The sequence below is a fragment of the Sphingopyxis sp. genome, from assembly GCF_019459305.1.
Taxonomy (GTDB): Bacteria; Pseudomonadota; Alphaproteobacteria; order Sphingomonadales; family Sphingomonadaceae; genus Sphingopyxis.
Genome location: NZ_JAIBES010000092.1, coordinates 24,550 through 49,082 on the forward strand (window position 1 = coordinate 24,550; position 24,533 = coordinate 49,082).

The following is a 24,533-nucleotide window of genomic DNA, read 5'->3' on the forward strand; positions in this document are numbered from 1 at the left end:
TTGCGCCGACGGGTTCGCTCGAGGTAGCGAGAGATAGCTCCATGATGATGTAACCTCATTTCGACTTAATGGGTGAGGTCGAACTATGTCGTATTTCGTTGATTGTCAACAATCGATCAAGATGCTAGTCGCCGCGATGCGGTTTAAGCAGGAGATGGCAATGGCTAGGACGGGAATTGGCATGATTGCGTCCGGGCGGCGCGCTGGAACGCGGTGGTGGCGGATGATGGCGGCGGTGCTGGCAGCTGGCACCGCGGCGGTTTCGCCGGTAGTTCATGTATCCGCACAGTCAGCGGAGCAGGCCGTTGTCCCGGCGCGTACGTCGGTCGCTCCGCAATATTCCCGCATACTTGTTCGCAATGCTATGCTGATCGACGGCACAGGTTCGCCGGTCCGCGGCATGGTCGATATCCATGTCCGCGACGGCGTAATCGTCGATATTCGCGATTCGGCGCCAATCCGTTCGAGCACGGGCGCGCTATTGACGCACGAGGCCGACGCTTACGCTGTCGACCATGTTATTGATGCCGAGGGGCGCTATGTCATGCCCGGCCTGATCGACACGCATGCGCATCTGTATCCGCCCACGCCCCGCGATTTCATCTACAAGCTGTTCTTGGCACACGGCGTTACCAGCCTGCGCAATCTCGACGGTAATTTCGGCGAGGGGACGAATGTGCCCGAGGGCATCGTGGCTGAAAAGAGACGGATTGCCGCCGGGCAGGTCGTGGCTCCGCGCATGTGGGTCTATCCCTTCCTGCCCGATTCCATTAAAACGGCCTCGCAGATTCCTCCGCTGGTGAAGCGCTGGCACGCTCTGGGTGTCGACGGGATCAAGCTCGTGAAGGTGGGCAATCAATATCCCGACATGATCCGGACGCTTGGCGAGGAGACGCGGCGTTACGGCATGGGTCTTGCCGTTCATATCCCGCAGAGCGCCTCTCCGGGCGTCAACGCCTTGGTCGCCGTAGAAAACGGCGTGACAACGATCGAGCATCATTATGGCTATCCTGAAATAGCCCTGCCCAACACGACCATTCCCTTCATGCCGCTAACCTATAACTATGGCGACGAGCGTCAGCGTTTCCGGGAAACCTTGGCTATCTGGCTCCAAGCCGACATGGAAAAGATGAAAACAGTGGTCGTGCCGCAGTTAGTGAAGGCGAGTCGTGAAGGGCGCTACACAATGAACCCGACTATGGTTGTCTATGAAAAGCAGCGCGACTTTACACGCGCCGCCAATGTGCCCTGGCTGGATCTTTATGCCCGGCCCAGTGATCTACAGCGGTGGCGTACACCGGACCCGACGCGGCACGGAGCGATCTTTGACCGTTGGACCAGCAACGATGAAGCATCGGCAGCCCAATCCTATCGCAACTGGATGGCATTCCTTCGCGAATATGTGAAGCAGGGCGGCCATGCTTCGGTTGGATCGGATTCCGGAGGGCCATTCCAGCTCTATGGGTTTCAGACAATCCGCGAACTTGAACTCTTCCTCGAAGCCGGTTTGACTCCGTTGGAAGTCGTTCGAGCGGCCACGCAGGGCGGGGCCCGGACGTTGCAACAGTCAAACATGGGCGTTCTCCGACCGGGATTCGTCGCCGACATGGTCATCGTCGACGAGAATCCGTTGCAGGATTTCAAGGTGCTGATCGGGCGGGGCCCCGTTGACGGAGTGGGCAAACCACAACGCCGCAGCCGGATTCGCAGCGTGATCGTCGATGGTCGCGTCTACGATCCCGATCAATTGCTTGCCGACGTCGAACAGATTGTACTGGCCGAGCGCGCGATGACAACGCCCTGATCGGACAGGCGGATGCCGAAGAATAGCAGCGCCGCCAGCTACATCGTCGCGGCCTTCACCGATGTGCCGTTTCGCGGAAATCCTGCCGGCGTGTGCATCCTGCCCGTGCGAATCGATGCGGGGCTAATGCAGGCGATCGCCGCCGAATTGCGGCAGCCGGAAACGGCATTCCTGCTTCGCCGAGGCGACGATTGGGAGATTCGCTGGTTTTCTCCGGTGACCGAAGTCGATCTGTGTGGACATGCCACCCTCGCGGCGGCTCATGTGTTGTGGCGAACAAGAGTAGCGAGCGAGGACAGGCTGAGGTTCGTGATGCACACCGGCGTGACCCTGATTGCACGGCGCGATGCAGTGGGCTTGATCTGGCTAGAACTGCCCGCTGTCCCTGGCCAGGAAGAAGAGATGCCGGAGGCACTTGCGTCCTGTGTTGGAACGGATTGGATTGTGTCGTCCCGGCACGGCGATCGCTGGATACTGGAATGCAGCGATGCCCCCCAAGTGCGCGCCGCGCGGCCGAATTTTCCAGATCTTATGGCAACGGGGATCCGATCCCTAATCGTTACGGCGATTTCCGACGCACCAGAGTATCAGATCATCTCGCGGAATTTCGCGCCGATCGTGGGCGTGAATGAGGATCAGGTGACCGGAACCGCCCACGCCTGCCTCGCGCTTTATTGGAGTGAGCGACTTGGTCGTGAGTTAACATGCTGGCAGGCCTCGCAGCGAGGCGGAGCAGTCCGAACGCGGCTTCGCGGTACCTGTGTCGAACTGGGAGGAAGCGCGATCATTACCTTTGAAGGCGTGCTCAAGGGCCTCTGAAGAGAAAGAAACGTTCGCCCGGACCGGTGGGCCGAACCGGGACACGGAATGCAAAAAATTCGCGCCGTCTGGTGTTCAATAGCGGGCGGCGACCCCCGCGGCGCGGATCGGCGCCGCCGGTCAGGCTGCCGTCAGGGTTGTGCTGGATCGCTTGGATCGATCCGAAGCGCCAATTATCGGGCGTGGTCGGGCAGACATTGACGCCGTAACGCTTCTTGAGTTCGTCGCGCACCTTAGCCGTCATCGGCGAGGTTGATTGCCGGGGCGAAATAGTGGGCTCATTTGAGCGAGCCGAACCGGCCTATCGCGGCCTTTAGCCCCGCGACGGTCCCGGGAATAGCAATGCGCTTGCCCGACGTCTCGGGCTGCCGTCCGCCCCTGCCGCCGGTCATTTGCCTCCAAGTTAGCACTGACCTGCGCGTCCTGAGTGTGATCGAGCTAGGCGTCGAGATAATGACATTCGCCGGTATTGGCGTGAACTGCGGGTTTGGAGCCCTATTCCTCCGCGAGCGCCGATGACGCGGACAGCACAAGACCAATCGTGACCAGCAATCGATGATGCGCGCGCTCCGCACCCGTTCCATACCTTTTCTACCTCAATTGATGAACCTACGATAATATCTACGGTCGATCATTTGCACAATCTTTCGGACCTGTTCTCCGTCGAGGCCGACCCTCCCGGGACGAGGAGAGTCGGCGAGCCCTCAGAACTTTACTTCAGCCCCGACAAAGAAGCGTCGGCCCACTATGTCGTAGGTTGCTTCTGAGGTGTTGACGGGTCCCCCCATGCGGAATCCGAGAAGCGGCGGCTCGTTGTCAAACAGATTGTTGACGCCGCCGAAAAGCTCGAAACTGTCTCCGACACGGTAGCGCATCGACAGGTCGAGATAGCCTTCGCCGGGAAAATGATCGCGGTACCCAGTCTGCCCATCGCGCAAGTCAATGTCACCGATATAGCGCCCTTGCGCCGAAAGACTGATCGGGCCGCTGGTATAAACCATGCCGAGTTGAGCCTTGAAGTCGGATGAAACCGCGAGGCCCGAACCGGTACAACCCGGCCCGAACTTGCCCGAGCATTCGATCTTTGCATCGCCCGGCAACGGCGTTGTAGTGTCGTTGAACTGCCAATTGCCGGCAAACTGAAAGTTGAGCCGTGCGGGTTCACCGCCAATGTCAAGCGCGGAAGGCAGCCGGAGGCTGTAGTCGACCTGAACGTCGATGCCGCGAACGCGACGGCTCGCAACGTTGATAAGCGACGTTTCCACTAGCTCGACATCCCCATTTCCAAAGCGCGATATCCGCTGACAGAAGGGGTTATTGAGGTCGAGCGCGAGGAAGCACTGGTCAACCGTCGTTTGCGCCGTAACATTCGAGATCGCGTCATCGACGGTAATGTCATAATAATCCGCCGCAATATTGAGGCCTTGCATGAAAGGCGGGTTCAGCACGAAGCCAACTGTATAGGTATTGGATTTTTCCTCATGCAGGTTCGGGTTGCCGCCCCCCGTCGAAGTAAAGCCGGTGCCGGCCTGAATATAGGTGTTGATATCGGCAGCCGGAACACCCTGAAGAACGCAGAACGCCTTCACCGCTGCCGATGGGCTGCGTCGCGAATCGCAAGGATCACTACCGGCCGAAAAGCCAGACGACTTGCTCGCGAACAGATTGGCGAGGTCGGGCGCACGAACCGCGCGCTGATAGGCCCCGCGCAGTCGAAACCAAGGCGCCAAGGCCCATTGCGCGCCGCCCTTATAGGCATAGGTCACGCCGATCGTGGAATAGTCGGACCGGCGAAATGCCCCTTCAAGCGCCAGATCGTGGAAGAACGGGGTGTCCGCGAGAATCGGAATCCGGACCTCTGCAAATTGCTCCGCAACATCAAATGAACCTGCGTTGGCCGGCTGCGGAACGCCATTCGACGTCTGGCCTTCGGCAACCTGCACATCGGGATTGAACCGGAAGCTTTCCTTCCGATACTCGAACCCCAGTGCGACGCCGACAGGGCCGGCAGGCAGTTGGAACAATTCGCCGGCGACATTGGCTGAGGCGAGATTCCGGGTGACGCGCGTTTTTGCAGTCGCGGGCGGAGCGATGAACGCCGCCGCTTCAGGACTGAGCGATCCGACGCCAAAAATGTTGACCGGGACGCAGCCCGCGACCTGCGTGCGGCAGCGCGCCTGCTGTGTTACCGGATCGATAACCACGTCTAACCCTAGGGTGAGCCGCGGATTGGACACCGTGCCATAGGCACCTTGGAATTGGTCAAGCGCCTGATAGGAATAATAGGCGTCCCAGGTCCAGTTCCCTGAACCCAGCGCAAAATTGCCGCGCAGACCAAATGTTCCCTGATAAGAGGTGCGCTCGAAATCATAGGATCGCGGCCCAAGTTCGATCGGCCGTGTCTGGAGGTTGGTTACATTGAAGATGCCGTCATTATTGGCATCAAATATGCTGCGATTTGCAGCAAAAAAGGCCCGTGTCGATGGGGAAAGGGCGGGATTGATATCGGCATTCGGAATATTGAGAGGACCTGTCTGTCCAGACCTTGCTGTAAAGGCGACAGGCGCGATCTGATAGCTATTTTCGTTCCGGACAAAATAACCTTCTGCATAGGCGGTAACGGAATCGCTGATCTTGTAATGCCCCAGCACGGTGAGCTGATAGCGCGTCTGCGGACGGATCAACAAATTGTCCGCCGCAAAATTATACAGATCCTGCGGGTTACAGAAAGGCTGCGCCGCGCCGCTGGCGTCAAAACGAAGACCGGTAGCGGTGCACCCGGGAATATTGAAATTCACCCCGGAAATCTGTGCCCGCTGAGCGGACGACAGTGGTATAAAGCTGCCAGGAATTTGCGTGGCACCGCCGGGTATCAGCGTGTCGCCCGACTCGTTCAGTGTGACCGCAGAAAAATCGCGCGAACCGGCCAAAATCTGCTCCTGTCGATTATAAGAAAAATTCGCCACGACGTTGCCGCGATCCTCTGCAAAATTCGCACCGATCGTCAGGTCCGCCTTGTCCCGGCGTCCGTCGCCACGCTCGGTGATGCCCATCGAGTAGCGAGCCTTGATCCCGTCGAATGCATCGTGGAGGATGAAATTGACCACACCCGCCACGGCGTCCGATCCATACACAGCAGATGCGCCACCCGTCACCACGTCGACACGCTTGATCAGCGCCTCAGGGATCGTCGAGAGATCGACCCTTAGGCTAGTGTTCGCAGGAACAAAGCGTCGACCGTTCACAAGAACAAGTGTCCGCCCATCCCCGAGACCGCGTAGGTCAGCCGTGTAGACGCCCGAGGCGTTGGTATTCCCGGATGTTGCCCCGCCCTGCCCCTTGAGCTGCGGCAGTTGGTTAAGCGTCTGCTCGAGGGTGCCATTGCCCGAGAGCGCAATTCTTTCTTCCGAGACGATGTTGATCGGGCTGGTCGCGGTCAGATCGGGCCGCGTTAGCCGCGTTCCGGTTACCACGATGGGTTCTTCTCTCGATGTTTCGGCGCTTTCCGCTGCACCCTGGGCAATCGCAGGCGTGCTCGTGAGCACTGCAGCGGCGAGCATCGCCACCAAACTGCATCGGAACAGAAGCGCCCCCTTTGCGGAAGCCGATATGCCACGTGCCATCCCTTTTCTCCTATCTTCGTGATGTGAAGAACGCAGTAATATTGTTGACAATCGATCATATGCCACGCTGCCCCGTTACGGGCAAGATTTTTTCGTCCGGCCCAATTTTCCTGCGCGCGCAGTAGGAAGCGCGGACATTCCCCAGTTCGCCACCAACGTAGCTGGGGCATTGTCGCTCAACCGTAAGAAGACCCCGCGGCTCTATCGCGAGGAGGGGCTGGCGGTCAGGCGGCGACTTAGCCGCAAGCGCGGTCGGCAGGAGGGTTTACCCTGCCGAACCAGCGCTGGAGCTTGGACTTTGTGCATGATCAGACGGCGTCAGGCAGTCGGTTCCGGGTGCTCAACGGTCTATGATGTGACCAAGGAGGCTTGGCAGCAGTGCCGGACGCCTCGATTTCGCGGCGCCATGTCGTGCGTGACCTGACCGAGCTGATCGCATAGTGCGGCAAGCCCGGCATGATTGTCAGCGACAGCGGAACCGAGCTCACCATTAGAGTGATCCCCGTCAACGCCAATGGCACAGATTTGAGGTTGTGATGAAAGGAGGATTGGGGGTTCTTCGTAGTGACGAAGGAACGAAGATTAAGCCCCAACACCCCTTGAAAAAATCGTCGGTGAAGACTCCTGCTGAGCGAGTCGTTGGCAGGCCTGCTGATCGATCTGATCCGGCAATCTATTATACCTGCCGAATGTCAGTTCTCCGGATTGCGCGCTTTGAGATAGCGTTCGGTTTCTTCCCCACCAAGCCGCATGTGGGTTTCAATCTCTCGCTCCATCGCGTCCCAATCGTCGCCGAGTGCAGCGACAAGAAAACTGTCGTGGCCACCCCGGCGTGGGCCGCGGCGTCCGTGCGCGAGATGATTAGAGGCCCAGTAAAGCTGGAGTCGTCCCTTGAGTCCGTTCCATATTTCCAGCAGCAGCAGATGATCCGCGGTCTCGTAGACCAGCGAATGAAGGTGCAACTCGCGACGTATGCACTCTAGTTCGTCGCCCGCGTCGATAGCTTCCAGCAGAGCTACCTGTCTTTGCTGCAATTCGCTCCGGAAATACTCGTCGCGTCGGCCCCAGGCGAGACGGAATGCGAAGGTTTCCAGAGTTGTGCGTAGGGAATAGATTTCGCGGACCGCCTGTTCCGACAATTCGGTTACGTGAGTCCCAGTGAAGGGAACCTGGATGAGCAGTCCTTCGTCGATCAGTTGGCGAATGGCTTCGCGCAGCGGTCCACGGCTGACGCCGAACTGTTCGGCCAGTGCGGTTTCGACAAGCGGTTCGCCCGGCGCTATCTCGCCGGCAAAAATGCTTTTGCGGAGTTCATCGGCGATGCGAGCACCGAACGTTTGCTTATGTAGCTTGACGACTGCCGGTACATTCACTTCGGTTCTCCAAATTGACTGTCAACAATCTAGCGGCTTTGGTCAGTTGGGGCAATTGCCCTGTCAGGCAGCGTCACGGCATTAATCCTGTTTCCAGCACCTCGCCGCGCCGCTGGATCGTCAGATCGATCGGTGCCGATGCTCGGTTCAATGCGCGTTCAAGTTCGGAAGGAGCGACGATTGGGCACCTCCCGTTCTAATGACTATGTCGCCTGCGACAATGCCGGCACATGAAGCCGCCGGCGATGGCGCTACCAGCAATGCGACAGCGCCACGCTGCATTCCCGCCCGCATTCGCCTTATAAGGTTGGGGCCGGGCTGGTCGACGACAGGGCCGAACGGCGCGGCTGGCTTCTGGCCAGTTCGCGCAATGATGTTCGCGATGCGGGACACGGATTTGCCCGGCGGAAAGCGGGTGGCGTTGCCATCGTCTGCGGTGGAAAAGGTGATGACCCGTCCATTGCGGTCGATGAGAGGCAGGGCGATGGCGGGTTGGTCAACCGCGACGCTCAGCAGCGCGGCAGAAGCGCGCCGAGCAAGTGGATCGGTCATGGAAAAATGACTAGCCCGCGTTCAGGGACTGCGACCGTAGCGCAGCGGCGGTCATTGCGTCGCCGACCAGCCGGCGCAGGACGTCATCCCTGTCAAAGACCGCTATTGCTGCAGCGGTCGTCCCGCCTGGGCTGGTGATGGTGGCGCGAACCTTGTCCAGCGGTTCGTCACCGTGCGCCAGCAGCATGCCGATTCCGCACAGGGTCGCATGCGCCATCGCTTTGGCAGTTTCGGGTTCGAGCCCCAGCCGTTCGGCCTCTTTCTGCATCTGTTCGGCCATGAACAGAAGATAAGCCGGACCGCTCCCCGAGAGGGCGGTGACGGCATCCATTTCGGATTCGTCGCGCATCCAGAAGATCGATCCCAACGCACCGAACGCCCGCGCGATGTGTTGGCGCGTTGCTTCCTCCGGCGCGTTGTCCATGACGCAGGCCAACACGCCGCTGTTGGCCAGAACCGGCAGGTTGGGCATCATTCTAATGATCCGTGGATCCGGACCCAGCCGAGCGGAAAGACGATCAAGGTGGATTCCCGCCGCAAGCGATACGACAATTGTATCAGTGGACAGGATGGGCGCTACGATGTCGCAGGGCTGGTCGATCCCATCCGGCTTGGTTGCCAGGATGATCAATGACGGTGCGTCGATGCCGGACAGATCGTCGATGCTTTCGATCTTGTGTGCGTCTGTGATCGCCCCGACATTCGGGTCGATGAAGTAGACCACTTGGCGCCGTGTCATTCCGCGCGCCAATGATGCCCCCATGCGCCCGCAGCCGATAAACAATGTGGTCATGCCATTCTCCGTTCGCAGCGGGCATTGGTTGGAGAGGTAAGCAACCGCCTATTCTGCGGACCTCCCACGCTACCCTTTGCGTACAAAGCAATGCATTTGTCGATTGTCAACAATCAACCATCTTGGTACATCTGCGCAAGCTACTATTGTCTCGGCGCGTCTTGCCCGGGATGGGGCGGCAGGACAAGAATGGCCGATCGCGGGCAAGGGTAGATGGATCGTGCATACCCTCCAAGTGGTAGGGTGTGCGATCGGGGGAACAGGAATGACGGTAAGCCAGGATGTGAAGCATGTCGCCCAAGTCAGTTTCTGGCGACGTTACTGGTTCGACATTCCGCTATGGAAGCGGATCATTCCTGCCTTCGTGCTGGGCGTCGCGATCGGAATCGTGTGGGGCGAGGATGCCACGAGCCTGCAATGGCTCGGCGATATTTTCGTCCGGTTGGCGCGTATGCTTGTTGCGCCGCTGATCTTCTTCACGATCACTGCCGGTGTGATCGGGATGGGCGATCCAAAACGGCTGGGGTCGCTTGGTGTCCGGTCGCTCGCCTTGTTCGCTACCTCAGCCTTTGTTGCGGCGACGATCGGCATGCTGTTGGGTCTGGCGCTGCAGCCCGGTGCCGGCGTTAGTCTTGTCGGGGCCAAGCCGCAGACGATCGAAGCGGGCCGCACGCTGTCCGAACAACTGCTCGCGATCATCCCGGTCAATCCTGTTCAGGCTCTTGCGCAGGGTGACATGCTGGCGATCATCTTTTTCGCGATCTTTTTCGCGATCGGTGTACTTACGCTTGGTGAACGGGGCCGGCCGCTCATCGATGTCATCGGGGCTGCGTCCGAGGTCATGATGCGTTTGGTGATCTTCGTCATGGAGGTGGCTCCGATTGGCGTTTTCGGACTGATGGCTTCGGCGGTCGGCGCAAGCGGGCTGGGGGTGTTCATCAATATCTCGCTGCTGGCGCTCGGCACCCTCCTCGGGTGCGTGATCCACCTGTTGATCGTCCACACCGGTCTGATTGCACTTCTCGCACGGTTGTCGCCGATCCGCTATCTGCGTGGAGCGGTGGACGCACTTGTTATCGCGTTTTCCACTTCGTCGAGTTCGGCTAGCCTACCGGTCGAGATGGCGATCGCGGAAAAGAAGTTTGGCATCCACAAGAGCATCGCCTCGACGGTGCTGCCAGTCGGTGTCGGCATCGCTCGCGACGGCACGGCGATGTTCGTCGCACTACTTTCGATGTTCGCGATCCAGGCGCTGGACATCACTCCGTCGACCTCTGACCTGTTCCTTATCGTCGCGGTATCGACCATGCTTGCGCTCGGTGCTCCGCCCATTCCATCGGCAGCGATGTTCATGATGGCCGCGGTCCTTTCGGTCGTCGGCATCAGCGATGTTGAGTCGGCGCTGCTCGTTGGCTTCATTCTGCCTTTCGACCGCCTGCTAGACATGATGCGAACGACCGTCAACGTGTCGACGAACATGGTCAATGCCACCGTCATGGCATCGAGCCTTGGCGAGATGGAGCGCGATGTGTTCGCGACGGGTGGGCAGCCGCTGAATAGCGAAGCGGCAGGAGAAAATAACCCGCGACGCTGACGTGTCGTTTCCGACGTCCTTTCCTGTCCGTCGTGTCGTTGCGACGCGACCGTTGTCACGCTCATGTCAAATGGAAATCGCCGCATGCAAGAAATTTGACCTAGGGTTAGAACCCTTTGATTTGGTGTGACGACTGTGATTCAGGCTTGCAGTGGAGCCTGAATGATGAGTGATTTGTTCTGGCTGCCGGACGAGCAGATGGCGCGGCTTCAGCCCTATTTTCTGAAGAGCCATAGCCGCGAGTGCGTCGATGACCGGCGGGTTCTGAGCGGCATCATCTTCGTCAACCGGAATGGGCGGAGGTGGCGGGATGCGCCGAGAGAATATGGCCCGGCAAAGCCTGTCCGGAGCTTGTCAAAGGAAAGCTCTACGACCACAGAAAGCGGTGGAGCCACAAGGGCTCTTCATTCTGAGATGGACGGTTGCTCTGCCACCTTAATTCTGGACCAGTTGCGGTAGATTTTTCCGCCGCAGATATCCTTGGCTCGGCGAGGAGTTACGGCATGAAGGCATCGAAGCTCACGGACGCGCACCCCACGCTCGACGCCGCTGGCAGCCGTTACGCTGCGCGAGCCGCTCGCTATCCTTCTCGCCATAGGCCGCACCCGTCAGGCCGCCCACTTCCAGTTCCATCAGGCGCTGCGCGGCAAAGCTGATCATGTCGCGCAGAAAATCACCATCGGCGCTCTTCCCAACCAGCGCATTCAAGTCCATCTGATCCTGGTCATCGGTGTTCTCCGTAAGTTGAGTTTTGCAACACAAGCTTACCGAAGTTCGCCGATGACCACCCGCGAAACTGACCGGACACTACAGCGCTTTATCGATTAGCGCGTGTCCGGTCAGCTTCGCTACCGCCGGGGACACGACCGGGTACCGAGCAAGCGCCGTAAGGCCCGGCTCGCTCAGTTGCTCCAGTAAATATAGTCCTGCCCGCTCCGCCACGGCGTATTGAGCGGCACGTCGATCCGCACCGGCCCTTCGATCAGCCCGGGCCAGATCGGTTTCGCCATATCCTTGTTCTGGGCCGCGATCATCGCGCGCAGCGCCGCGACGCGCTGGGGGTCGCTGGCGGCGAGATCCTTTTGCTCGGTCGGGTCGGCGGCGAGATTATAGAGGCGAGCCTTTTCGGGCCGCTTGGTCACCTGCAATTTCCAATCGTCCGCGCGCACGGCGCGATAATCGCCCGAGCGCCAGAACATAGCCGGCCGGCGCGCCGGACCGGCGAGGATATTCTCGCTGTCGATCGTCCGGTCCGCCGGCACCGCTGCGCCCGCGGCCGCTGCAATCGTCGAAAAAACGTCGAGGTGACCGGTCACATCGGCGCGCTGTGTCCCGGGCGCGATGCCGACCGGCCAGCGCATGAACAAGGGCGTGCGGATGCCCCCTTCGAAAAAAGTCGCTTTCCAACCGCGGAACGGCGCGTTCAGTCGCTCGATTCCGTTGTACCAGGCGCCCCCATTATCGCTGGTGAAGATGACGAGCGTATTGTCGTCGATCCCCTGCTCTTTCAACTTGGCCATCACGTCTCCGATGCGCCGGTCCATCTGCGCGATCATCGCGCCATAGACGCGCGTCTCGTGGTCCTTGATCTGCGGCAGCCGGTCATAATCCGCCTTGGTCGCCTGCAACGGCGTGTGCGGCGCATTGAACGCCAGATACATGAAGAAGGGGCGGTTGCGATTGGCCTCGATCGCCTTGATCGCTTCTGCGGCAAAATAGTCGGTCATATGGCCGCGCGGATAAAAGCGCTGGCTGCCGTTGAACGTCACCGCGTGGCGCAGATTGGCCCACAGGAAACGGTCGATCGGATCCCACGGCAGCTTCGCATTGACGACGCCCGGATCGTCTTCGCGCATGAACATCGCCCCGCCGGCCAGGATGGCGAGACTTTCGTCGAAGCCCTGCGCATGCGGCCGCAACGCGGGCGCTTCGCCCAGATGCCATTTGCCGATGTGCAGCGTGTGATAGCCCGCTGCCTTGACCGCCTCGGCAATCGTCACCTCGCTCGCGGGGACGCCCATGTCGGGATAGTCAGGGATGTCGGTGGTGATCCGATCCTTGTGGAAGATTGCGCGCAGCGGACCGACACCCTCGCCATGCGCCATATTTTCGGCGAACTGGACCGGGACCGCAGTAAATTCAAAGCCGAAGCGCGTCGGATAGCGCCCCGTCATCATCGCGGCTCGCGAGGGCGAGCAGGTGGCGTTGGCGGCATAGGCGGTGGTGAAATTCACGCCTTCACGCGCGACCGCGTCGATGTTCGGCGTCTTGACGATGCCGCCGCCGACGCCGCCGCCGTTCAGGCTGATGTCGTTGAAGCCAAGGTCATCGGCGACGATCAGGATGATGTTGGGTGGCCGTTTGCCCTCGGCAGGTGTTGCCGGACCCTGCTGCCAAGCGATGGTCTGGTTGGGCTGCACCGGATCGCGCCAGTCCTGGAGGATGCCCGGCAAGCGGTATTTGTTGGCCTGAAACGCCCAATACCCCCCGGCGCCCAGCGCCGCAAAGGCTCCCAATGCAATCCATCTTTTCTTCATGACGACCCCCACCCTATCCGAATGTCAGCACGGCGATATGCGTCAGCGCTGCCAGCAACCCCAGCAGCAGGCCGACGGTGACCCGCGGGCTGGCGTAAAAGGCAATCTGCCGCTGGGTCGGGAACGAAAAGGTCGTCGCAATCCCCAGCAGCTTTGCCGGGTGCACGGCCCGAAAGGCCGGATCGCTCGCCATGCGGATCAGGTCGCGGCGACTGCGGTAGCGCATCGTGCCGACCAGTGACCAGCCTGGATCCTCCGGGGTGTTCCAGGCATCGATATAGCCGCCCACCTTGCGCCCGACGAACAGCGGATGCCCACCGCGCGCGATCAGACCGCGGACGAACGGATCGGAATAGCGCCGCAGCCATTCGCTGCCCTCCCGCGTCGCGCCGCTTTCGGGATCGGTGATCGGTCCGGCGCGGGTGCCGACCAGATTGACCATCACGAACTCGCGGCCGTCATCGGCCTCCAGAAAGGCGCGTAGCCGCGCCGCATCATTGCCCGTTTCGGCCATGCGGGGCCCCAGGGTGGCAAGAAAGGCATCAATCTCTCCAGAGCGGAGCGGGCGGCGGAACCCGTCGTAAAATAGCAGGAAAGCCAGCCACAACAGCAGCGCGCCCGTCCATACAGCCGCCACCATCGCGCCCTGTTCGGTCATAGCCCCCGCCTCTGCCATTGCATCGAATCTTATGGCACTATATGTGTCACTTTATTGGTTGCGGCGCAAGGACGATCGCGACCACACCATTGACCCCGGCGCCAAGCTGGGCCAGCGGAGAAGTCATGACCAAGGCGGCGAGCAAATCGGTGACCACAACGGCCGACCCGCCGCGGGTCGACGGCCGCCGCGAACGTGGCCGGTCGAGCCACAAGCGGATCGTCGAGGCGATGATGGAGCTGATCGTCGGCGGCGACCTCGCGCCGAGTGCGGCGCGCGTCGCCGAAGAGGCTGGGATCGGGCTGCGCACCGTGTTTCGCCATTTCGACGACATGGACGCACTGTATGCAGAAATTACCGCGACGATCACCCAGCGGGTCATGCCAATCGTCGCGGCACCCTATCCCGATCAGGATTGGCGCGCCAATGTCCGCGATCTGGTGCGGCGGCGCGTCCGCGTGTTCGAAACCACCCTGCCCTTCCGCCTCGCCGCCAATATCAAGCGTTACCAGTCGCCGTTCCTGATGGGGCAGTATGGCAAGGTGGTGATGCTGGAGCGCGAGTTGCTGCTGCGTCTGCTCCCCGGCGCGGTGTTGACCGACCGGATCAATGTCGAGGCGCTGTGCGCGTCGCTGTCGTTCCAGAACTGGCGCGCGCTGCGCCACGATCAGGGGTTGTCTGCCGAGGAAGCGGGGACAGTGACGATGCATATGGTCGATACGTTGCTGGCAACGATCGGCGAAACCGCTTGAAATACCCCGGTGCTGCGCTTTTTTCGCTTGCCTTGATCGGCGTGCTGGCGGGATGCGGCAAGGCAAAGGAAGCGCCGCTCGTCGAAACTGTGGCACCGGCATGCCCGGCGATGCCGGTGCAGGATTATGCATGGGTTCCCGGCGCGACGTTCGCGATGGGCGCCGATGCTCAACTGCCCGAGGAAGGCCCTCCACGCGAGGTCAGCGTCGCGGGCTTCTGGATCGCCACCCATGAAGTGACCAACGCCGAATATGCCGCCTTCGTCGAAGCGACCGGCTACAAGACGCTCGCCGAGCGCGATCCGCCGCCATTGCCCGGCGCGCCACCCGACATGCTGATCCCGGGATCGGCGGTGTTCACCGCGCCGACCGACGGCAATCCGAACTGGTGGCGCTGGGTCGTCGGGGCGCAGTGGCGAAATCCCGCTGGCCCCGCGTCGAATATCAGGGGCCGCGACCGCGAGCCGGTGGTCCAAATCGGCTATGACGACGCGCTGGCCTATGCCCGCTGGGCCGGCAAGGTGCTGCCGAGCGAAGAGCAATGGGAGCTGGCGGCGGCGACCGGCGGCGCCAACCGTCATGTCCCGATCGATGCTGCGGGCAAGCCGCAGGCCAATTATTATCAGGGCGCCTTCCCCGCGCGCGACCTTGGCACCGACGGCTTCACCGGCCGTGCCCCGGTCGCCTGCTTTGCCGCCGACGACCACGGCGTCCACGACCTGATCGGCAATGTGTGGGAATGGACGACAAGCAAGGCGGGCGGCGAAAGCAATGTCATCAAGGGCGGCAGCTTCCTGTGCGCCGCCAATTATTGCGCGCGCTACCGCCCCGCGGCGCGCCAGTTTCAGGAGCGCAGCCTAGGCACCGACCATATCGGTTTTCGCCTGATCGATCCTGCGCGCCCGGCGCCGACGGCGCCAGTGCCAGGCAAGAGCTGACAGCAGCAGCACGATCCCGCCGACCCACAGGCCCAGCTGGATCAGCCGTTTGCGGCCCTGCTGTTCGAAAGCGTAACGGTTGATCTGTTCGTCAGCGGTGTAGCCCGCGGGCATGTCGAGCACACCGTTCGCTTTGGCGTAGGCGCGGTAGTCCGCCAGCATTGCCGCAAAACGATCGGGCATTGCGTCGGCCAGATCGCGCGTTTCGCCGGGATCGGCCTTGATGTCGTAAAGCCGCCATTGGCCATCGCCGGTGGGCGCCAGGTTGCGAACCAACTTGTAATCGCGACGAAACAGCGCCGCATTGCCCGATAGTTCATAGCCGAGCGGCGCATCGCCATGCACGCTCGCCGACTGGCCCGTCAAAATCGGCACCAGGCTGCGCCCCGTCACCGGCTCGACCGCCTTGCCCTGCCACGCGCCGCCATGGCCGGGGACGCCTGCCAGTTCGGTCAGCGTCGGCACGATGTCGGTCACATGCGCAAGGCCGTCACTGATACCGCCTGCCCGCAGCGCCTTGTTTCCCGGCCAGGCAATGATCAGCGGCACGCGCAGCCCGCCCTCGGCTGCGCTGAATTTATAGCCCGACAGCGGCGACGCCGCCGCGCTCGCCCAGCCGGGGCCGATCGCGCTGAAACTGCCGCGGCGGCCAATATTGGCGGTCGACAGGTCGTACTGCATCCCCAGGAATAGACGGTTGCGCAGGCTGTGGAACGGATTGGTCGGCTCGGCGCCATTGTCCGACAGGAACACAAAGATCGTATTGCCATAGTCGCCGGTCGATTTCAGATGCGCGACCAGCCGGCCGACCTCGCGGTCCATTGCGGTCGCCATCCCGGCATAGGCCTGCATCACGCGAACCGCGGCGGCGCGTTCGTCGGCGTCGAGCTTGGTCCAGTCGGGGGTTGTCGGCATCGTGACAATCGGCACCCCCGCGGGTACGATCCCCAGCGCCGCAGCGCGCTTGGCCCGCGCGGCGCGCAGCGCGGTCCAGCCGTCCTTGTACAGCGCGGCATAGCGCGCGATGTCGCTGTCGGGCGCCTGCACCGGGATATGATTGGCGAGGAAGTTGATCGAAGCGAGGAAGGGTTTGCCGTTCGCGCGGCCCTCCTCGATATAATCGATCATCCGCTGCACAACGAAGGTCGACGAATAATAATCCTTTGGCAGCGTCGCAGGCTTGCCATTTTCGGTCCACGCGGCGGTGTCGTACATCCCTTCGATCGGGCGTTGCTCGAAATTGTCGGCGCCCGCATCGGCCAGGCTGAACGCCCGGTCATAGCCACGCGCTTCAGGCAGCCGCGTCGGATCGCTGCCCAGATGCCATTTCCCGGTCAGGTAGGTGCGATAGCCAGCCGCCTTCAGCAACTGCGCGATCGTGACCACGCGGTGGTTCATCACCGTGTCGTACCCCGGCTTTCCGCGATGTTCGTCGGGGATCGTTTCGGGCATGTTACCGAGACCATTGCGGTGGTTCATCACCCCGGTCTGGAGCATCGCCCGCGTCGGCGAACACGACCCCGCGACATGAAAATTGGAAAAGCGCGTCCCCGCAAAAGCCAGTGCATCGATGTTCGGGGTCGCAAACTCGGCGCCGAAGGACCCGACGTCGCTGAACCCCCAATCGTCGGCGAGCAGGATGACGATATGGGGTTGGCGCGGCGCCGCCGGTTTTGGCTGCCCCTGCGCGGGCGCCGCGGCGAGCAGCGCGGCGTAGGCGATGATGGCAGTACGCCGGAACCGGCGTTTGCGACCCGGCACCTTGGTGGTCCTCACGCGCACTGCCATCGCCCCCTCTCCCACGGGATAGTGACACTTACTATGCCAATATATCGGTGAGTCAATATCCGGAGCGAGCGACTTACCGTTCGCGATATTCGGGCGCGCGTTTTTCGAGGAAGGCGGTGAGCGCCTCGCGGTGGTCTTCGGTGGCGGACAGAATGACCTGTTGGCGATCCTCGATCGCCATCGCCGCGTCGAGGCTCTGCGCATCGATATTGAGATTCAGCGCCTGCTTCGACAACCGCAGTCCGTGCGGGCTCGTCGCCAGCATCTCGTCGGCGAGCGCCAGCCCACGCTCCAGCAACGTCTCTTCATCGATGATCTCGCTAACCAGCCCGGCGCGCAGCGCCCTTTCGGCGTCGATGAACCGCCCGGTCAGGATCATCTCGGCGGCGAGGCTGGCGCCAACCAGCCGCGGCAGGAAATAGCTCGACGCCATGTCGCAACCGCCGAGGCCGATGCGGATATAGGCGGCATTGGCGCGGAAATCGGGCGTAGCGTAGCGCACGTCCGACGCGAGCAGCAGCGAAAGCCCGCCCCCGCACGCCGCGCCATGGCCCAGCGCGATGATCGGCTGCGGACAGACGCGCATCTTGCGATAGATATTGCCGATGCGCGTCTGAGTGCGCAGCGTCCGCAGCACCGGCGTCTCGTCGCTCGACCGGTCTTCCTGGATGTCGAGCCCGGCGCAGAAGCCGCGCCCCGCACCGCGCAGGATCACGACGCGCACCTCTGGGCGGTCGGCGAGCCCGCCGAAATAGGCATTGAGGTCGTCAACCAGCTCCTCGTTAAGTGCGTTGAGCCGCTCAGGACGATTGAGCGTCGCAATCTCGACCGCGCCGCGCGCCTCGATCAGCAGTTCAGCGGTCACAGCGTCTGGCCGTCGTCGATGGTAAAGACGCTGCCGGTGATCCCCACCGCCGCGTCGGAACAGAGGAGTAGCAAGGGTGCGTGCAGGTCGCTCGGCGGACGCATCCGCTGGCGCGGAAAACTCTTCACCATCGCGGCGCCGGTCTCGCTGCCGAACAGTTCGGCGGTCATTTCGGATTCGAAATAGCCGGGCTGGATCACATTGACACAAATCCCGCGCCGCGCCCATTCGCGCGCCAGCGCCTTGCCCAGATGCCGCACCGCGGCCTTGGTCGCGCCGTAGACTGAGGTGGCCGGAAAGATCTTCTCGGCCGTGATCGACCCGATCAGCACGATGCGGCCGTGCTGTTTCTCGCGAGCACCCGCCTTGTCGAGCCGCTTGGCGCCCTCATTCGCGGTCAGGAACACGCCGCGGACATTGGCCGCGAGCAGGAAATCGACATCGCCCGCCGACAGGCTCATCGCCATCTTCTCGGTCGCCACTCCGGCGTTGGCGACAATCGTATCGACCGTTCCAAACGCCGCTTCGGCCGCGTCATAGGCGGCGATTGTCGAAGCTTCGTCGGTAACGTCCATGCTCACCGCAATCGCCTGCCCACCCGCCGCCTCGATCGCGGCAACCTGCTCGGCGAGTTTGTCGGCGCGGCGTGCTGCAAGCACCACCTTCGCACCCGCGCCCGCCAGCGCTTTGGCGAAACCGGCGCCCAGCCCGGACGACGCGCCCGTCACCAACGCAACCCGCCCGGAAAGATCGAAACTCGGTGCTGCCGCCATCACTCTCCCTTTCATTGCTCCCCCTGCATTGGCGCTGATTGACGTTTACGTCAACCGACCGGCGCCTGACAGAAAAGTGAAGAAATCAGGTTGACGAACCAAAGTTGTTCTCTTATTGTTCTTCTTGTCGACGCCAAACCTCATCCCCCGTCGCGGCCGCCAAGCGCGGCGGACGGGGGATAAAGGTTTCTCCGCTTGCTCAGTCGTTTTTCGGTGTGGACTTTTGATCGCGCACCGCGCCCACTGTTCATCCTGAATATTAAGCCAATGCGTTGGTCAGCCAGATCGACCACACGGACGTGCCGCTCGTGCCAGGCGGGGCTCAGTGTGTCCGGTCAGCTTCGCTACCGGCGGAAGCTACACCACGACCATGAACACGACTCTTCACAGTTCTGCGTCAGCTGTCTTCAACTGAGCAAGGCGTGTTCGCGCTGCTGCATAAACACTGCTGTGAATGTGAAGCGGGAAGTCAAGTGCCAGTTCCTTCTCCAGCTCGGCGAAGGCTGATTCAAAACTGTCGCGAATTTCATCGATGGCGTGCCTGATCAGTGTCCGAGACAGTCCTGCGGCGCGCCCCGTTTCAACAAAATGGCGGCCGTGGATATCAAAGATGCGGTACTTTCGATTTTTTCCGAGGGCCATTGCCACCTTGGACTGGTTTCTCCTGATCTGACGGGCATCGAGGCTGGGTTGGGCCGTTAGCACATCGTAAAATGGTGTCAGACGAAATCGTCCGCCAGGCGACAGGAATATGCTGAAATTCTTGGCGTGGCCATCGGTTGCGCCGATCAGCCAGAAGATCAGTTGCGACTTGAAGAAGTCGACTTTAACAAGATGCGAGACGGATATGTCCGGTCGCAGCCGGACGGTGAGAAGCGAACTAGCGAGCGAAAGCCGCCGTCAGGAAATCCCGGCCGAGGCGAAGTCCGACAGGATCCACGGTGTGCGCCACGCCGTAGGAGACGTGCGTCGTGACCTCGACGCCGAGGCGTTTGAGTTCACTCTCCGACATGTGTAGCGCGGCGATCGGGACGACCGGATCGGCCGTGCCGTGCACCAAGAGCACGGGCGGCTTCGGAAACTCTCCGTGATTCAGCCCCAGCGCCCCTGCCAACATGCCGGAATAGCCAACGACGGCAGCCACCGCCTGCGGTCGTCGTAGCGCGACATGCAGTGCCATCATCGTCCCCTGACTGAAGCCGACGATGGCCAGGTCAGCCTCGCTCAGACCATATTGATCAAGCTTGCGGTCGATGAAGGCGTCGATCGCTGGCGCGGCCGAGGCGGCGCCCGCGGCGAGCGCGGACGGCGCAAAGCCGGAAAGTCCCCACCATTGGTAACCCCTCCCCATCATGCCGCAGCGCTGCGGCGCGTGCGGGGCCAGAAACAGCGTGTGCGGAAGCGCCTCCTGCCACGGTGGTGCGAGCGCGATCATGTCTGTTCCGCTTGACCCGAAGCCGTGCAGTAGCAGGACGATTTTCTTGGGCGGCTCTCCGGAGCGCGGCTTGAGGCTGGCTCCGTTTACGATCTTGGACAAGGTCATGCACCCCATATGGGTATCGCTGGCCATTTGTCAGCCGGGCGTCTGCGCCCACACCTCAGTTGGCGGCAGCCGTCCAAAGCGGATGCCGGATCATCGCGCGTCCAAACAATTCCGACGAGATCAGTCTCTCAAGCCAGCGCCGCAGCTTCTGCGGCGCATGCGTTTCGAACCATGCCGGGTCGACGGCCGCAAACTGGCGCACGAAGGGAAAGATCGCGATGTCACCGAACCCTGGCGCGCTGCCGCCGAGATAATCCTGATCGGCGAACCGCGCATCGAGCTGAAGGAGCATGGCCAGACCGGCGGCGCGATGCATCAGCGGATCCTCGCCATAGCGCGGTGCATATTTGTAGCGGTCGAGATGATGCTTGAAAGCGCCGTCATAGTCCGCGACCAGGCTCGGCTCCCCAGCCGCCGCCCACCCTTCCGGATCGTTCTGACCCAACGCCCAGCGCATGATATCGATACTTTCGTCGATCACCTCGCCGTTCGCGAGGACGAGCACCGGCACGGTCCCCTTGGGGGAGACGGCCCGCATCGCGGCCGGCTTGTTGCGCAGCAATATTTCCCGATGTTCATAGGCAACGCCGCTCGCGATCAGCGCCATGCGCCCACGCATCGCATAAGGACAGCGGCGGAAGCTGTAGAGGATCGGCGGCGCGTGCATTTGCCAGCGACATAGCGGAACGACAGCACGAACGTACAGCCCCATCCGGATAACGCGCCGACCCAAACTGGGCCGCTTGTTGACCGTCGGCTTAGAGATTCAATTTTGAGAAAGCGAACACTGCCCAAAAGCTTCTGTGCAGCTTTACACGCCGGCGAAGGGTCGCTTCGCTGTCAGATCTTCGTCACGACCAAGCGTTCAATCGCCCGCGAGACTTGACGGCCATCTGCACCGCGGAGCCCTCCCATTCCGCGACGATGTGTTCGCACGAAATAAGGAGAGCGGTCTCAAGAAGGCGCCGCGGCACACGCTGAATTTGATTTCAAGGCACAGGCTCAGACTTGCGCCATGCCTCCGTCGACAAAAAGTTCAATGCCGTTGACGAAGCTGCTCTCGTCCGAAGCCAGAAAAAGGGCGGCGGCGGCGATTTCTTCAGGATTTCCAAGACGGCCCAGCGGCGTCGCTGCCTCCACCGATGCGATAATCTCTCGGTTCGCCTCGGGCGAAGCTGCGAGGCCGTGCCAGCCGGGGGTCGAGGTTGAGCCGGGCGCGAGAACATTTACCCTGATGCCTGAGGCCTTGAGGTCGAGGATCCAATTGCGCGCGAAGCTGCGGATCGCCGCCTTGCTGGCCGCGTAGATGCTGAACGCGGGGGTGCCCGTAATTGCGGCCGTGGACCCCGTAAGAATGATCGAGCCGCCATTGCGCATCAGAGGCAGCGCCTTTTGAACCGTGAACAATGTTCCCTTGACGTTGGTCGCAAAAGTGCGCTCGTAGTGGTCTTCGGTGATGTCGGCCAGCGGCAGAAACTCCCCACCGCCCGCATTGGCGAACAAGATATCGATGCCCCCCTTGGCCTTCTCCACCACCGCAAACAACCGATCAAGATCGTCGAGCCTGGCAATGTCGCTTTGGACGCCGAGCGCGTTGCTGCCAATTGCGGTTACTGCCGCGTCAAGTTCCGCCTGGCGGCGTCCGGTTATGAAGACAAACGCGCCTTCCGCAGCAAATAACGTGGCGGCCGCGAGGCCGATGCCGCTGTTCGCGCCGGTCAAGACGGCTACTTTTCCTTTCAACCTTGCCATGCTTTTTTCCTCTCTACTTTTGCAAGCCTGCGGCTCGGGCGGACCGAATTTTTCGGGCAAGGAAGTCGCGGATCAGCGGAACCATTGTGTCGAGCTGGTCCTCGAGCGCGAAGTGGCCTGTATCGAGAAGGTGAAATTCGACCTCGGGCAAATCGCGCTTGTACGGGTGCGCTCCGTCCGCCGGAAAAATGAAATCATTCTTGCCCCAAATGAGAAGGGTCGGCGGCGAATATTCGCGAAACCACGCTTGGACGGCGGGGTAGAGCGGTAGGTTCGTTCGATAATCGTAAAACATATCGAGCTGGATTTCGGCGTTGCCCGGGCGATCGAGCAGAGCCTGGTCATGCACCCAGTTGTCAGGTGCCACTCGCGTCTTGTCAGAGACGCCGTCGGTATATTGGAAGATGGTGGTTTCGATCGTCAGCAGCTTGGCCAGCGCCTGCCGCGTGTCATGAGAGCCCTCCTTCCAGTAGACCTTGATCGGGTCCCAGAACGCCTTGAGCCCTTCGTCATAGGCATTCCCATTCTGGATGATGAGGCCGGTAATCCGCGCTGGGTCCTGTAACGCCAACCGCCAGCCGACGGGTGCGCCATAGTCCATCACGTACATGGCAAATTTGGCGATGCCGAGCTGCTCCAGCAACCTATCGACGAGCCTCGCGAAGCTGTCGAACGTATAAGCAAAGCTCGCCCGGTCCGGTGAATTGCTTTGGCCGTAGCCTGGATAATCGGGTGCGATCACGCGATACTGATCGGCAAGGTGCGGGATGAGATTGCGGAACATGTGGGACGAGGTCGGGAAACCGTGCAGCAAGAGCACGACTGGGGCATCTGCCGGCCCAGCCTCGCGATAGAATATACCGATCCCATCGACTTCTGCCTTGCGGTGATGAACGACGATGGGAGCAACGGCCGATGCGCCGGTTGCTATGCGCTCAGCAAGAACATTCGTGGTCATTTTCAATCTCCGGATTAGAAGGACATCACCACTCTTGGGCAGAGTGCGTTCGGCCAACGCCGCGATTTAACGCACTGTTATTCAACCGCTTCGAATAAAGGTCAGCAGATCCTGATTGATGATCTGCGGGTGCGTCGTCGCCATACCGTGCGGCATTCCGGGATAGACTTTCAGCGTCGCCCTCGGCGCCAGCTTCGACGAAAGCAAAGCGGAGGCTGCGATCGGCACGATTTGATCGTCGTCGCCGTGCATTACGAGCAGCGGAATATCGATCTTGCGCAGGTCTCCGGTGAAATCCGTCTCTGAAAATACCGCGATACAGTCGTAATGGGCCTTGGCCCCACCCATCATGCCTTGGCGCCACCAATTATCGACCAACGCTTGCGAAGTTGCTGCGCCGGTACGGTTGAAACCGTAAAATGGGCCTGCCGCGACATCGTGGTAAAATTGCGCGCGATTGGCGAGGAACGCGCTCCGAAACCCGTCGAACACGGATATGGGCAGGCCGCCGGGATTAGTCTCGGATTTCAGCATGACCGGCGGAATCGCGCCAATGATTACTGCCTTGGCCGCACGGCTTGTGCCGTGCCGAGCGAGGAAGCGCACAACTTCTCCACCTCCGGTGGAATGGCCAACATGCACGACATCCTTGAGGTCAAGCGCTTTGATCAGTTCGGCAAGGTCGTCGGCATATGTGTCCATGTCATTGCCTGTGTCGGTCTGGGTGGATCGCCCATGACCGCGCCGATCGTGCGCTATTACCCGATACCCCTTCTCCAGAAAGAACATTATCTGGGCATCCCAGTCATCGGCGCTGAGCGGCCATCCATGGTGGAATATGATCGGCTGACCCTGGCCCCAATCCTTGTAGAATATCTCAGTGCCATCCTTCATGGTAATGGAGGTCATCGACGATCCTTTCGGCTTGGGCTGGTGCAGAATTACGCTTGTCGCGCCGTCTGAAGGAGAGGCACGCGCCGACTTTGGGAGGACGCTCGCGCCGGAAATGACGGCGACTGCGACGAGCAATTGCCGACGGGTTGTAGGGGCGTTGATGCTGGAACTCGTCACCATGGATCACCTCGGTCGCACTGCCTGATTCCTGTCCGACGCAAGGGTTCAGTGCCGGGCATCCGGATAGCGCATGGGCAGTGTTGCAGATTGAATGAATCAGGCGCGGATTGAACAAACGCATTGCGAACCGCCAGAACCCGGCTCAGCCACGAATGAGATTTGTCGGTCGCCGCGAGCGGGCTCGATTGGCTGGCGGCCTAGTACTACAGTTGCATTTAATGTCGTGTTCTTCGGTGACATTGAGCCGCGATCGCTTGGTGGGTTTGGCGCCATCGGGACCAAGCCCAGATGAAGGCGGGATGGTGTTGAGCCGCGAATATGAGCTTTGCGATGAGGC

General features: G+C 61.2%; 22 protein-coding genes and 2 pseudogenes. 7 read left to right on the top strand and 17 right to left on the bottom strand.

What is annotated here, in order from left to right; translation table 11 throughout:
* The first annotated feature begins 85 nt into the window (after nt 1–85).
* Both K0M74_RS11025 and K0M74_RS11030 read left to right on the top strand, forming a co-directional pair.
* Entirely contained in the window at nt 86–1,804 is a 1,719-nt protein-coding gene (locus K0M74_RS11025; RefSeq protein ID WP_293971874.1) for an amidohydrolase family protein, read from the top strand.
* Nucleotides 1,805–1,816: 12 nt separating this feature from the next.
* On the top strand, nt 1,817–2,623 hold the full coding sequence (locus K0M74_RS11030) for a PhzF family phenazine biosynthesis protein (protein ID WP_293971877.1): 807 nt from the start codon (nt 1,817–1,819) through the stop codon (nt 2,621–2,623).
* Here the strand turns inward: K0M74_RS11030 and K0M74_RS11035 are convergent.
* Both K0M74_RS11035 and K0M74_RS11040 read right to left on the bottom strand, forming a co-directional pair.
* Entirely contained in the window at nt 2,610–2,867 is a 258-nt protein-coding gene (locus K0M74_RS11035) for a hypothetical protein (protein WP_293971880.1), read from the bottom strand. The genes K0M74_RS11030 and K0M74_RS11035 overlap by 14 nt on opposite strands.
* A gap of 460 nt (nt 2,868–3,327) precedes the next feature.
* On the bottom strand, nt 3,328–6,246 hold the full coding sequence (locus K0M74_RS11040) for a TonB-dependent siderophore receptor (RefSeq protein WP_293971883.1): 2,919 nt from the start codon (nt 6,244–6,246) through the stop codon (nt 3,328–3,330).
* A 169-nt stretch (nt 6,247–6,415) separates the two neighbouring features.
* Here K0M74_RS11040 and K0M74_RS11045 point away from each other — a divergent pair.
* Nucleotides 6,416–6,684 (top strand): annotated as a pseudogene (locus K0M74_RS11045) (IS3 family transposase); the annotation flags it as partial.
* A 254-nt stretch (nt 6,685–6,938) separates the two neighbouring features.
* On the opposite strand, the gene K0M74_RS11050 reads toward K0M74_RS11045, so the two are convergent.
* The 3 genes from K0M74_RS11050 to K0M74_RS11060 all read right to left on the bottom strand — a co-directional run bounded on the left by K0M74_RS11050 (nt 6,939) and on the right by K0M74_RS11060 (nt 8,964).
* The gene (locus K0M74_RS11050) at nt 6,939–7,619 is read right to left on the bottom strand and encodes a GntR family transcriptional regulator (protein WP_293971886.1); all 681 of its coding nucleotides are present in this window, start codon (nt 7,617–7,619) and stop codon (nt 6,939–6,941) included.
* A 147-nt stretch (nt 7,620–7,766) separates the two neighbouring features.
* Nucleotides 7,767–8,171 carry a hypothetical protein gene (locus K0M74_RS11055; RefSeq protein ID WP_293971889.1) on the bottom strand — a complete coding sequence of 135 codons (405 nt, stop codon included), beginning with the start codon at nt 8,169–8,171 and terminating at the stop codon, nt 7,767–7,769.
* Nucleotides 8,172–8,181: 10 nt separating this feature from the next.
* Complete coding sequence (locus K0M74_RS11060; RefSeq protein ID WP_366932655.1) at nt 8,182–8,964, bottom strand: pyrroline-5-carboxylate reductase; 783 nt, start codon at nt 8,962–8,964, stop codon at nt 8,182–8,184.
* Between the two features lie 265 nt (nt 8,965–9,229).
* Between K0M74_RS11060 and K0M74_RS11065 the strand changes: the two genes are divergently transcribed.
* Nucleotides 9,230–10,558, top strand: a complete 1,329-nt coding sequence (locus K0M74_RS11065; protein WP_293971893.1) for a dicarboxylate/amino acid:cation symporter — start codon at nt 9,230–9,232, stop codon at nt 10,556–10,558.
* A gap of 165 nt (nt 10,559–10,723) precedes the next feature.
* Nucleotides 10,724–10,903: pseudogene (locus K0M74_RS19855) on the top strand (transposase); the annotation flags it as partial.
* A gap of 174 nt (nt 10,904–11,077) precedes the next feature.
* Here K0M74_RS19855 and K0M74_RS11075 read toward each other — a convergent pair.
* The 3 genes from K0M74_RS11075 to K0M74_RS11085 all read right to left on the bottom strand — a co-directional run bounded on the left by K0M74_RS11075 (nt 11,078) and on the right by K0M74_RS11085 (nt 13,753).
* The gene (locus tag K0M74_RS11075; protein ID WP_293971896.1) at nt 11,078–11,272 is read right to left on the bottom strand and encodes a transposase; all 195 of its coding nucleotides are present in this window, start codon (nt 11,270–11,272) and stop codon (nt 11,078–11,080) included.
* Nucleotides 11,273–11,460: 188 nt separating this feature from the next.
* On the bottom strand, nt 11,461–13,095 hold the full coding sequence (locus K0M74_RS11080) for a sulfatase-like hydrolase/transferase (RefSeq protein WP_293971899.1): 1,635 nt from the start codon (nt 13,093–13,095) through the stop codon (nt 11,461–11,463).
* A gap of 13 nt (nt 13,096–13,108) precedes the next feature.
* On the bottom strand, nt 13,109–13,753 hold the full coding sequence (locus tag K0M74_RS11085; protein WP_293971902.1) for a hypothetical protein: 645 nt from the start codon (nt 13,751–13,753) through the stop codon (nt 13,109–13,111).
* 125 nt (nt 13,754–13,878) lie between these two features.
* Between K0M74_RS11085 and K0M74_RS11090 the strand changes: the two genes are divergently transcribed.
* On the top strand, nt 13,879–14,505 hold the full coding sequence (locus K0M74_RS11090) for a TetR/AcrR family transcriptional regulator (RefSeq protein WP_293971905.1): 627 nt from the start codon (nt 13,879–13,881) through the stop codon (nt 14,503–14,505).
* Nucleotides 14,506–14,546: 41 nt separating this feature from the next.
* Nucleotides 14,547–15,443 carry a formylglycine-generating enzyme family protein gene (locus K0M74_RS11095; RefSeq protein ID WP_366932656.1) on the top strand — a complete coding sequence of 299 codons (897 nt, stop codon included), beginning with the start codon at nt 14,547–14,549 and terminating at the stop codon, nt 15,441–15,443.
* Here the strand turns inward: K0M74_RS11095 and K0M74_RS11100 are convergent.
* The 9 genes from K0M74_RS11100 to K0M74_RS11140 form a co-directional block, all read right to left on the bottom strand.
* The gene (locus K0M74_RS11100) at nt 15,363–17,219 is read right to left on the bottom strand and encodes an arylsulfatase (protein ID WP_293971911.1); all 1,857 of its coding nucleotides are present in this window, start codon (nt 17,217–17,219) and stop codon (nt 15,363–15,365) included. The genes K0M74_RS11095 and K0M74_RS11100 overlap by 81 nt on opposite strands.
* An 85-nt stretch (nt 17,220–17,304) precedes the next feature.
* Nucleotides 17,305–18,096: an enoyl-CoA hydratase/isomerase family protein gene (locus tag K0M74_RS11105; RefSeq protein WP_293971914.1), complete on the bottom strand. Its 792-nt coding sequence runs from the start codon at nt 18,094–18,096 to the stop codon at nt 17,305–17,307.
* On the bottom strand, nt 18,093–18,869 hold the full coding sequence (locus tag K0M74_RS11110; protein WP_293971917.1) for an SDR family NAD(P)-dependent oxidoreductase: 777 nt from the start codon (nt 18,867–18,869) through the stop codon (nt 18,093–18,095). The genes K0M74_RS11105 and K0M74_RS11110 overlap by 4 nt, the downstream gene beginning before the upstream one ends.
* A 384-nt stretch (nt 18,870–19,253) precedes the next feature.
* Nucleotides 19,254–19,730, bottom strand: coding sequence for a HipA domain-containing protein (locus K0M74_RS11115; RefSeq protein ID WP_366932657.1), 477 nt, complete (start codon nt 19,728–19,730; stop codon nt 19,254–19,256).
* A gap of 19 nt (nt 19,731–19,749) precedes the next feature.
* Nucleotides 19,750–20,439 carry an alpha/beta fold hydrolase gene (locus K0M74_RS11120; protein WP_293971920.1) on the bottom strand — a complete coding sequence of 230 codons (690 nt, stop codon included), beginning with the start codon at nt 20,437–20,439 and terminating at the stop codon, nt 19,750–19,752.
* Between the two features lie 28 nt (nt 20,440–20,467).
* Complete coding sequence (locus K0M74_RS11125) at nt 20,468–21,079, bottom strand: glutathione S-transferase (RefSeq protein WP_293971923.1); 612 nt, start codon at nt 21,077–21,079, stop codon at nt 20,468–20,470.
* A gap of 335 nt (nt 21,080–21,414) precedes the next feature.
* On the bottom strand, nt 21,415–22,164 hold the full coding sequence (locus K0M74_RS11130) for an SDR family oxidoreductase (protein ID WP_293971938.1): 750 nt from the start codon (nt 22,162–22,164) through the stop codon (nt 21,415–21,417).
* Nucleotides 22,165–22,177: 13 nt separating this feature from the next.
* A complete protein-coding gene (locus K0M74_RS11135) occupies nt 22,178–23,122 on the bottom strand; it encodes an alpha/beta hydrolase (protein WP_293971941.1) in 945 nt (314 codons plus the stop codon).
* A gap of 81 nt (nt 23,123–23,203) precedes the next feature.
* The gene (locus K0M74_RS11140; RefSeq protein WP_293971944.1) at nt 23,204–24,031 is read right to left on the bottom strand and encodes an alpha/beta hydrolase; all 828 of its coding nucleotides are present in this window, start codon (nt 24,029–24,031) and stop codon (nt 23,204–23,206) included.
* Nucleotides 24,032–24,533 lie beyond the last annotated feature (502 nt).

Coding starts and splice junctions, on each gene's coding strand:
- K0M74_RS11125 (WP_293971923.1), bottom strand. CDS start 21,079: ATGCACGCGCCGCCGATCCTCTACAGCTTCCGCCGCTGTCCTTATGCG.
- K0M74_RS11035 (WP_293971880.1), bottom strand. CDS start 2,867: ATGACGGCTAAGGTGCGCGACGAACTCAAGAAGCGTTACGGCGTCAAT.
- K0M74_RS11090 (WP_293971905.1), top strand. CDS start 13,879: ATGACCAAGGCGGCGAGCAAATCGGTGACCACAACGGCCGACCCGCCG.
- K0M74_RS11140 (WP_293971944.1), bottom strand. CDS start 24,031: ATGACCTCCATTACCATGAAGGATGGCACTGAGATATTCTACAAGGAT.
- K0M74_RS11065 (WP_293971893.1), top strand. CDS start 9,230: ATGACGGTAAGCCAGGATGTGAAGCATGTCGCCCAAGTCAGTTTCTGG.
- K0M74_RS11080 (WP_293971899.1), bottom strand. CDS start 13,095: ATGAAGAAAAGATGGATTGCATTGGGAGCCTTTGCGGCGCTGGGCGCC.
- K0M74_RS11075 (WP_293971896.1), bottom strand. CDS start 11,272: ATGGACTTGAATGCGCTGGTTGGGAAGAGCGCCGATGGTGATTTTCTG.
- K0M74_RS11110 (WP_293971917.1), bottom strand. CDS start 18,869: ATGGCGGCAGCACCGAGTTTCGATCTTTCCGGGCGGGTTGCGTTGGTG.
- K0M74_RS11130 (WP_293971938.1), bottom strand. CDS start 22,164: ATGGCAAGGTTGAAAGGAAAAGTAGCCGTCTTGACCGGCGCGAACAGC.
- K0M74_RS11120 (WP_293971920.1), bottom strand. CDS start 20,439: ATGGCCAGCGATACCCATATGGGGTGCATGACCTTGTCCAAGATCGTA.
- K0M74_RS11135 (WP_293971941.1), bottom strand. CDS start 23,122: ATGACCACGAATGTTCTTGCTGAGCGCATAGCAACCGGCGCATCGGCC.
- K0M74_RS11060 (WP_366932655.1), bottom strand. CDS start 8,964: ATGACCACATTGTTTATCGGCTGCGGGCGCATGGGGGCATCATTGGCG.
- K0M74_RS11030 (WP_293971877.1), top strand. CDS start 1,817: ATGCCGAAGAATAGCAGCGCCGCCAGCTACATCGTCGCGGCCTTCACC.
- K0M74_RS11085 (WP_293971902.1), bottom strand. CDS start 13,753: ATGACCGAACAGGGCGCGATGGTGGCGGCTGTATGGACGGGCGCGCTG.
- K0M74_RS11055 (WP_293971889.1), bottom strand. CDS start 8,171: ATGACCGATCCACTTGCTCGGCGCGCTTCTGCCGCGCTGCTGAGCGTC.
- K0M74_RS11040 (WP_293971883.1), bottom strand. CDS start 6,246: ATGGCACGTGGCATATCGGCTTCCGCAAAGGGGGCGCTTCTGTTCCGA.
- K0M74_RS11025 (WP_293971874.1), top strand. CDS start 86: ATGTCGTATTTCGTTGATTGTCAACAATCGATCAAGATGCTAGTCGCC.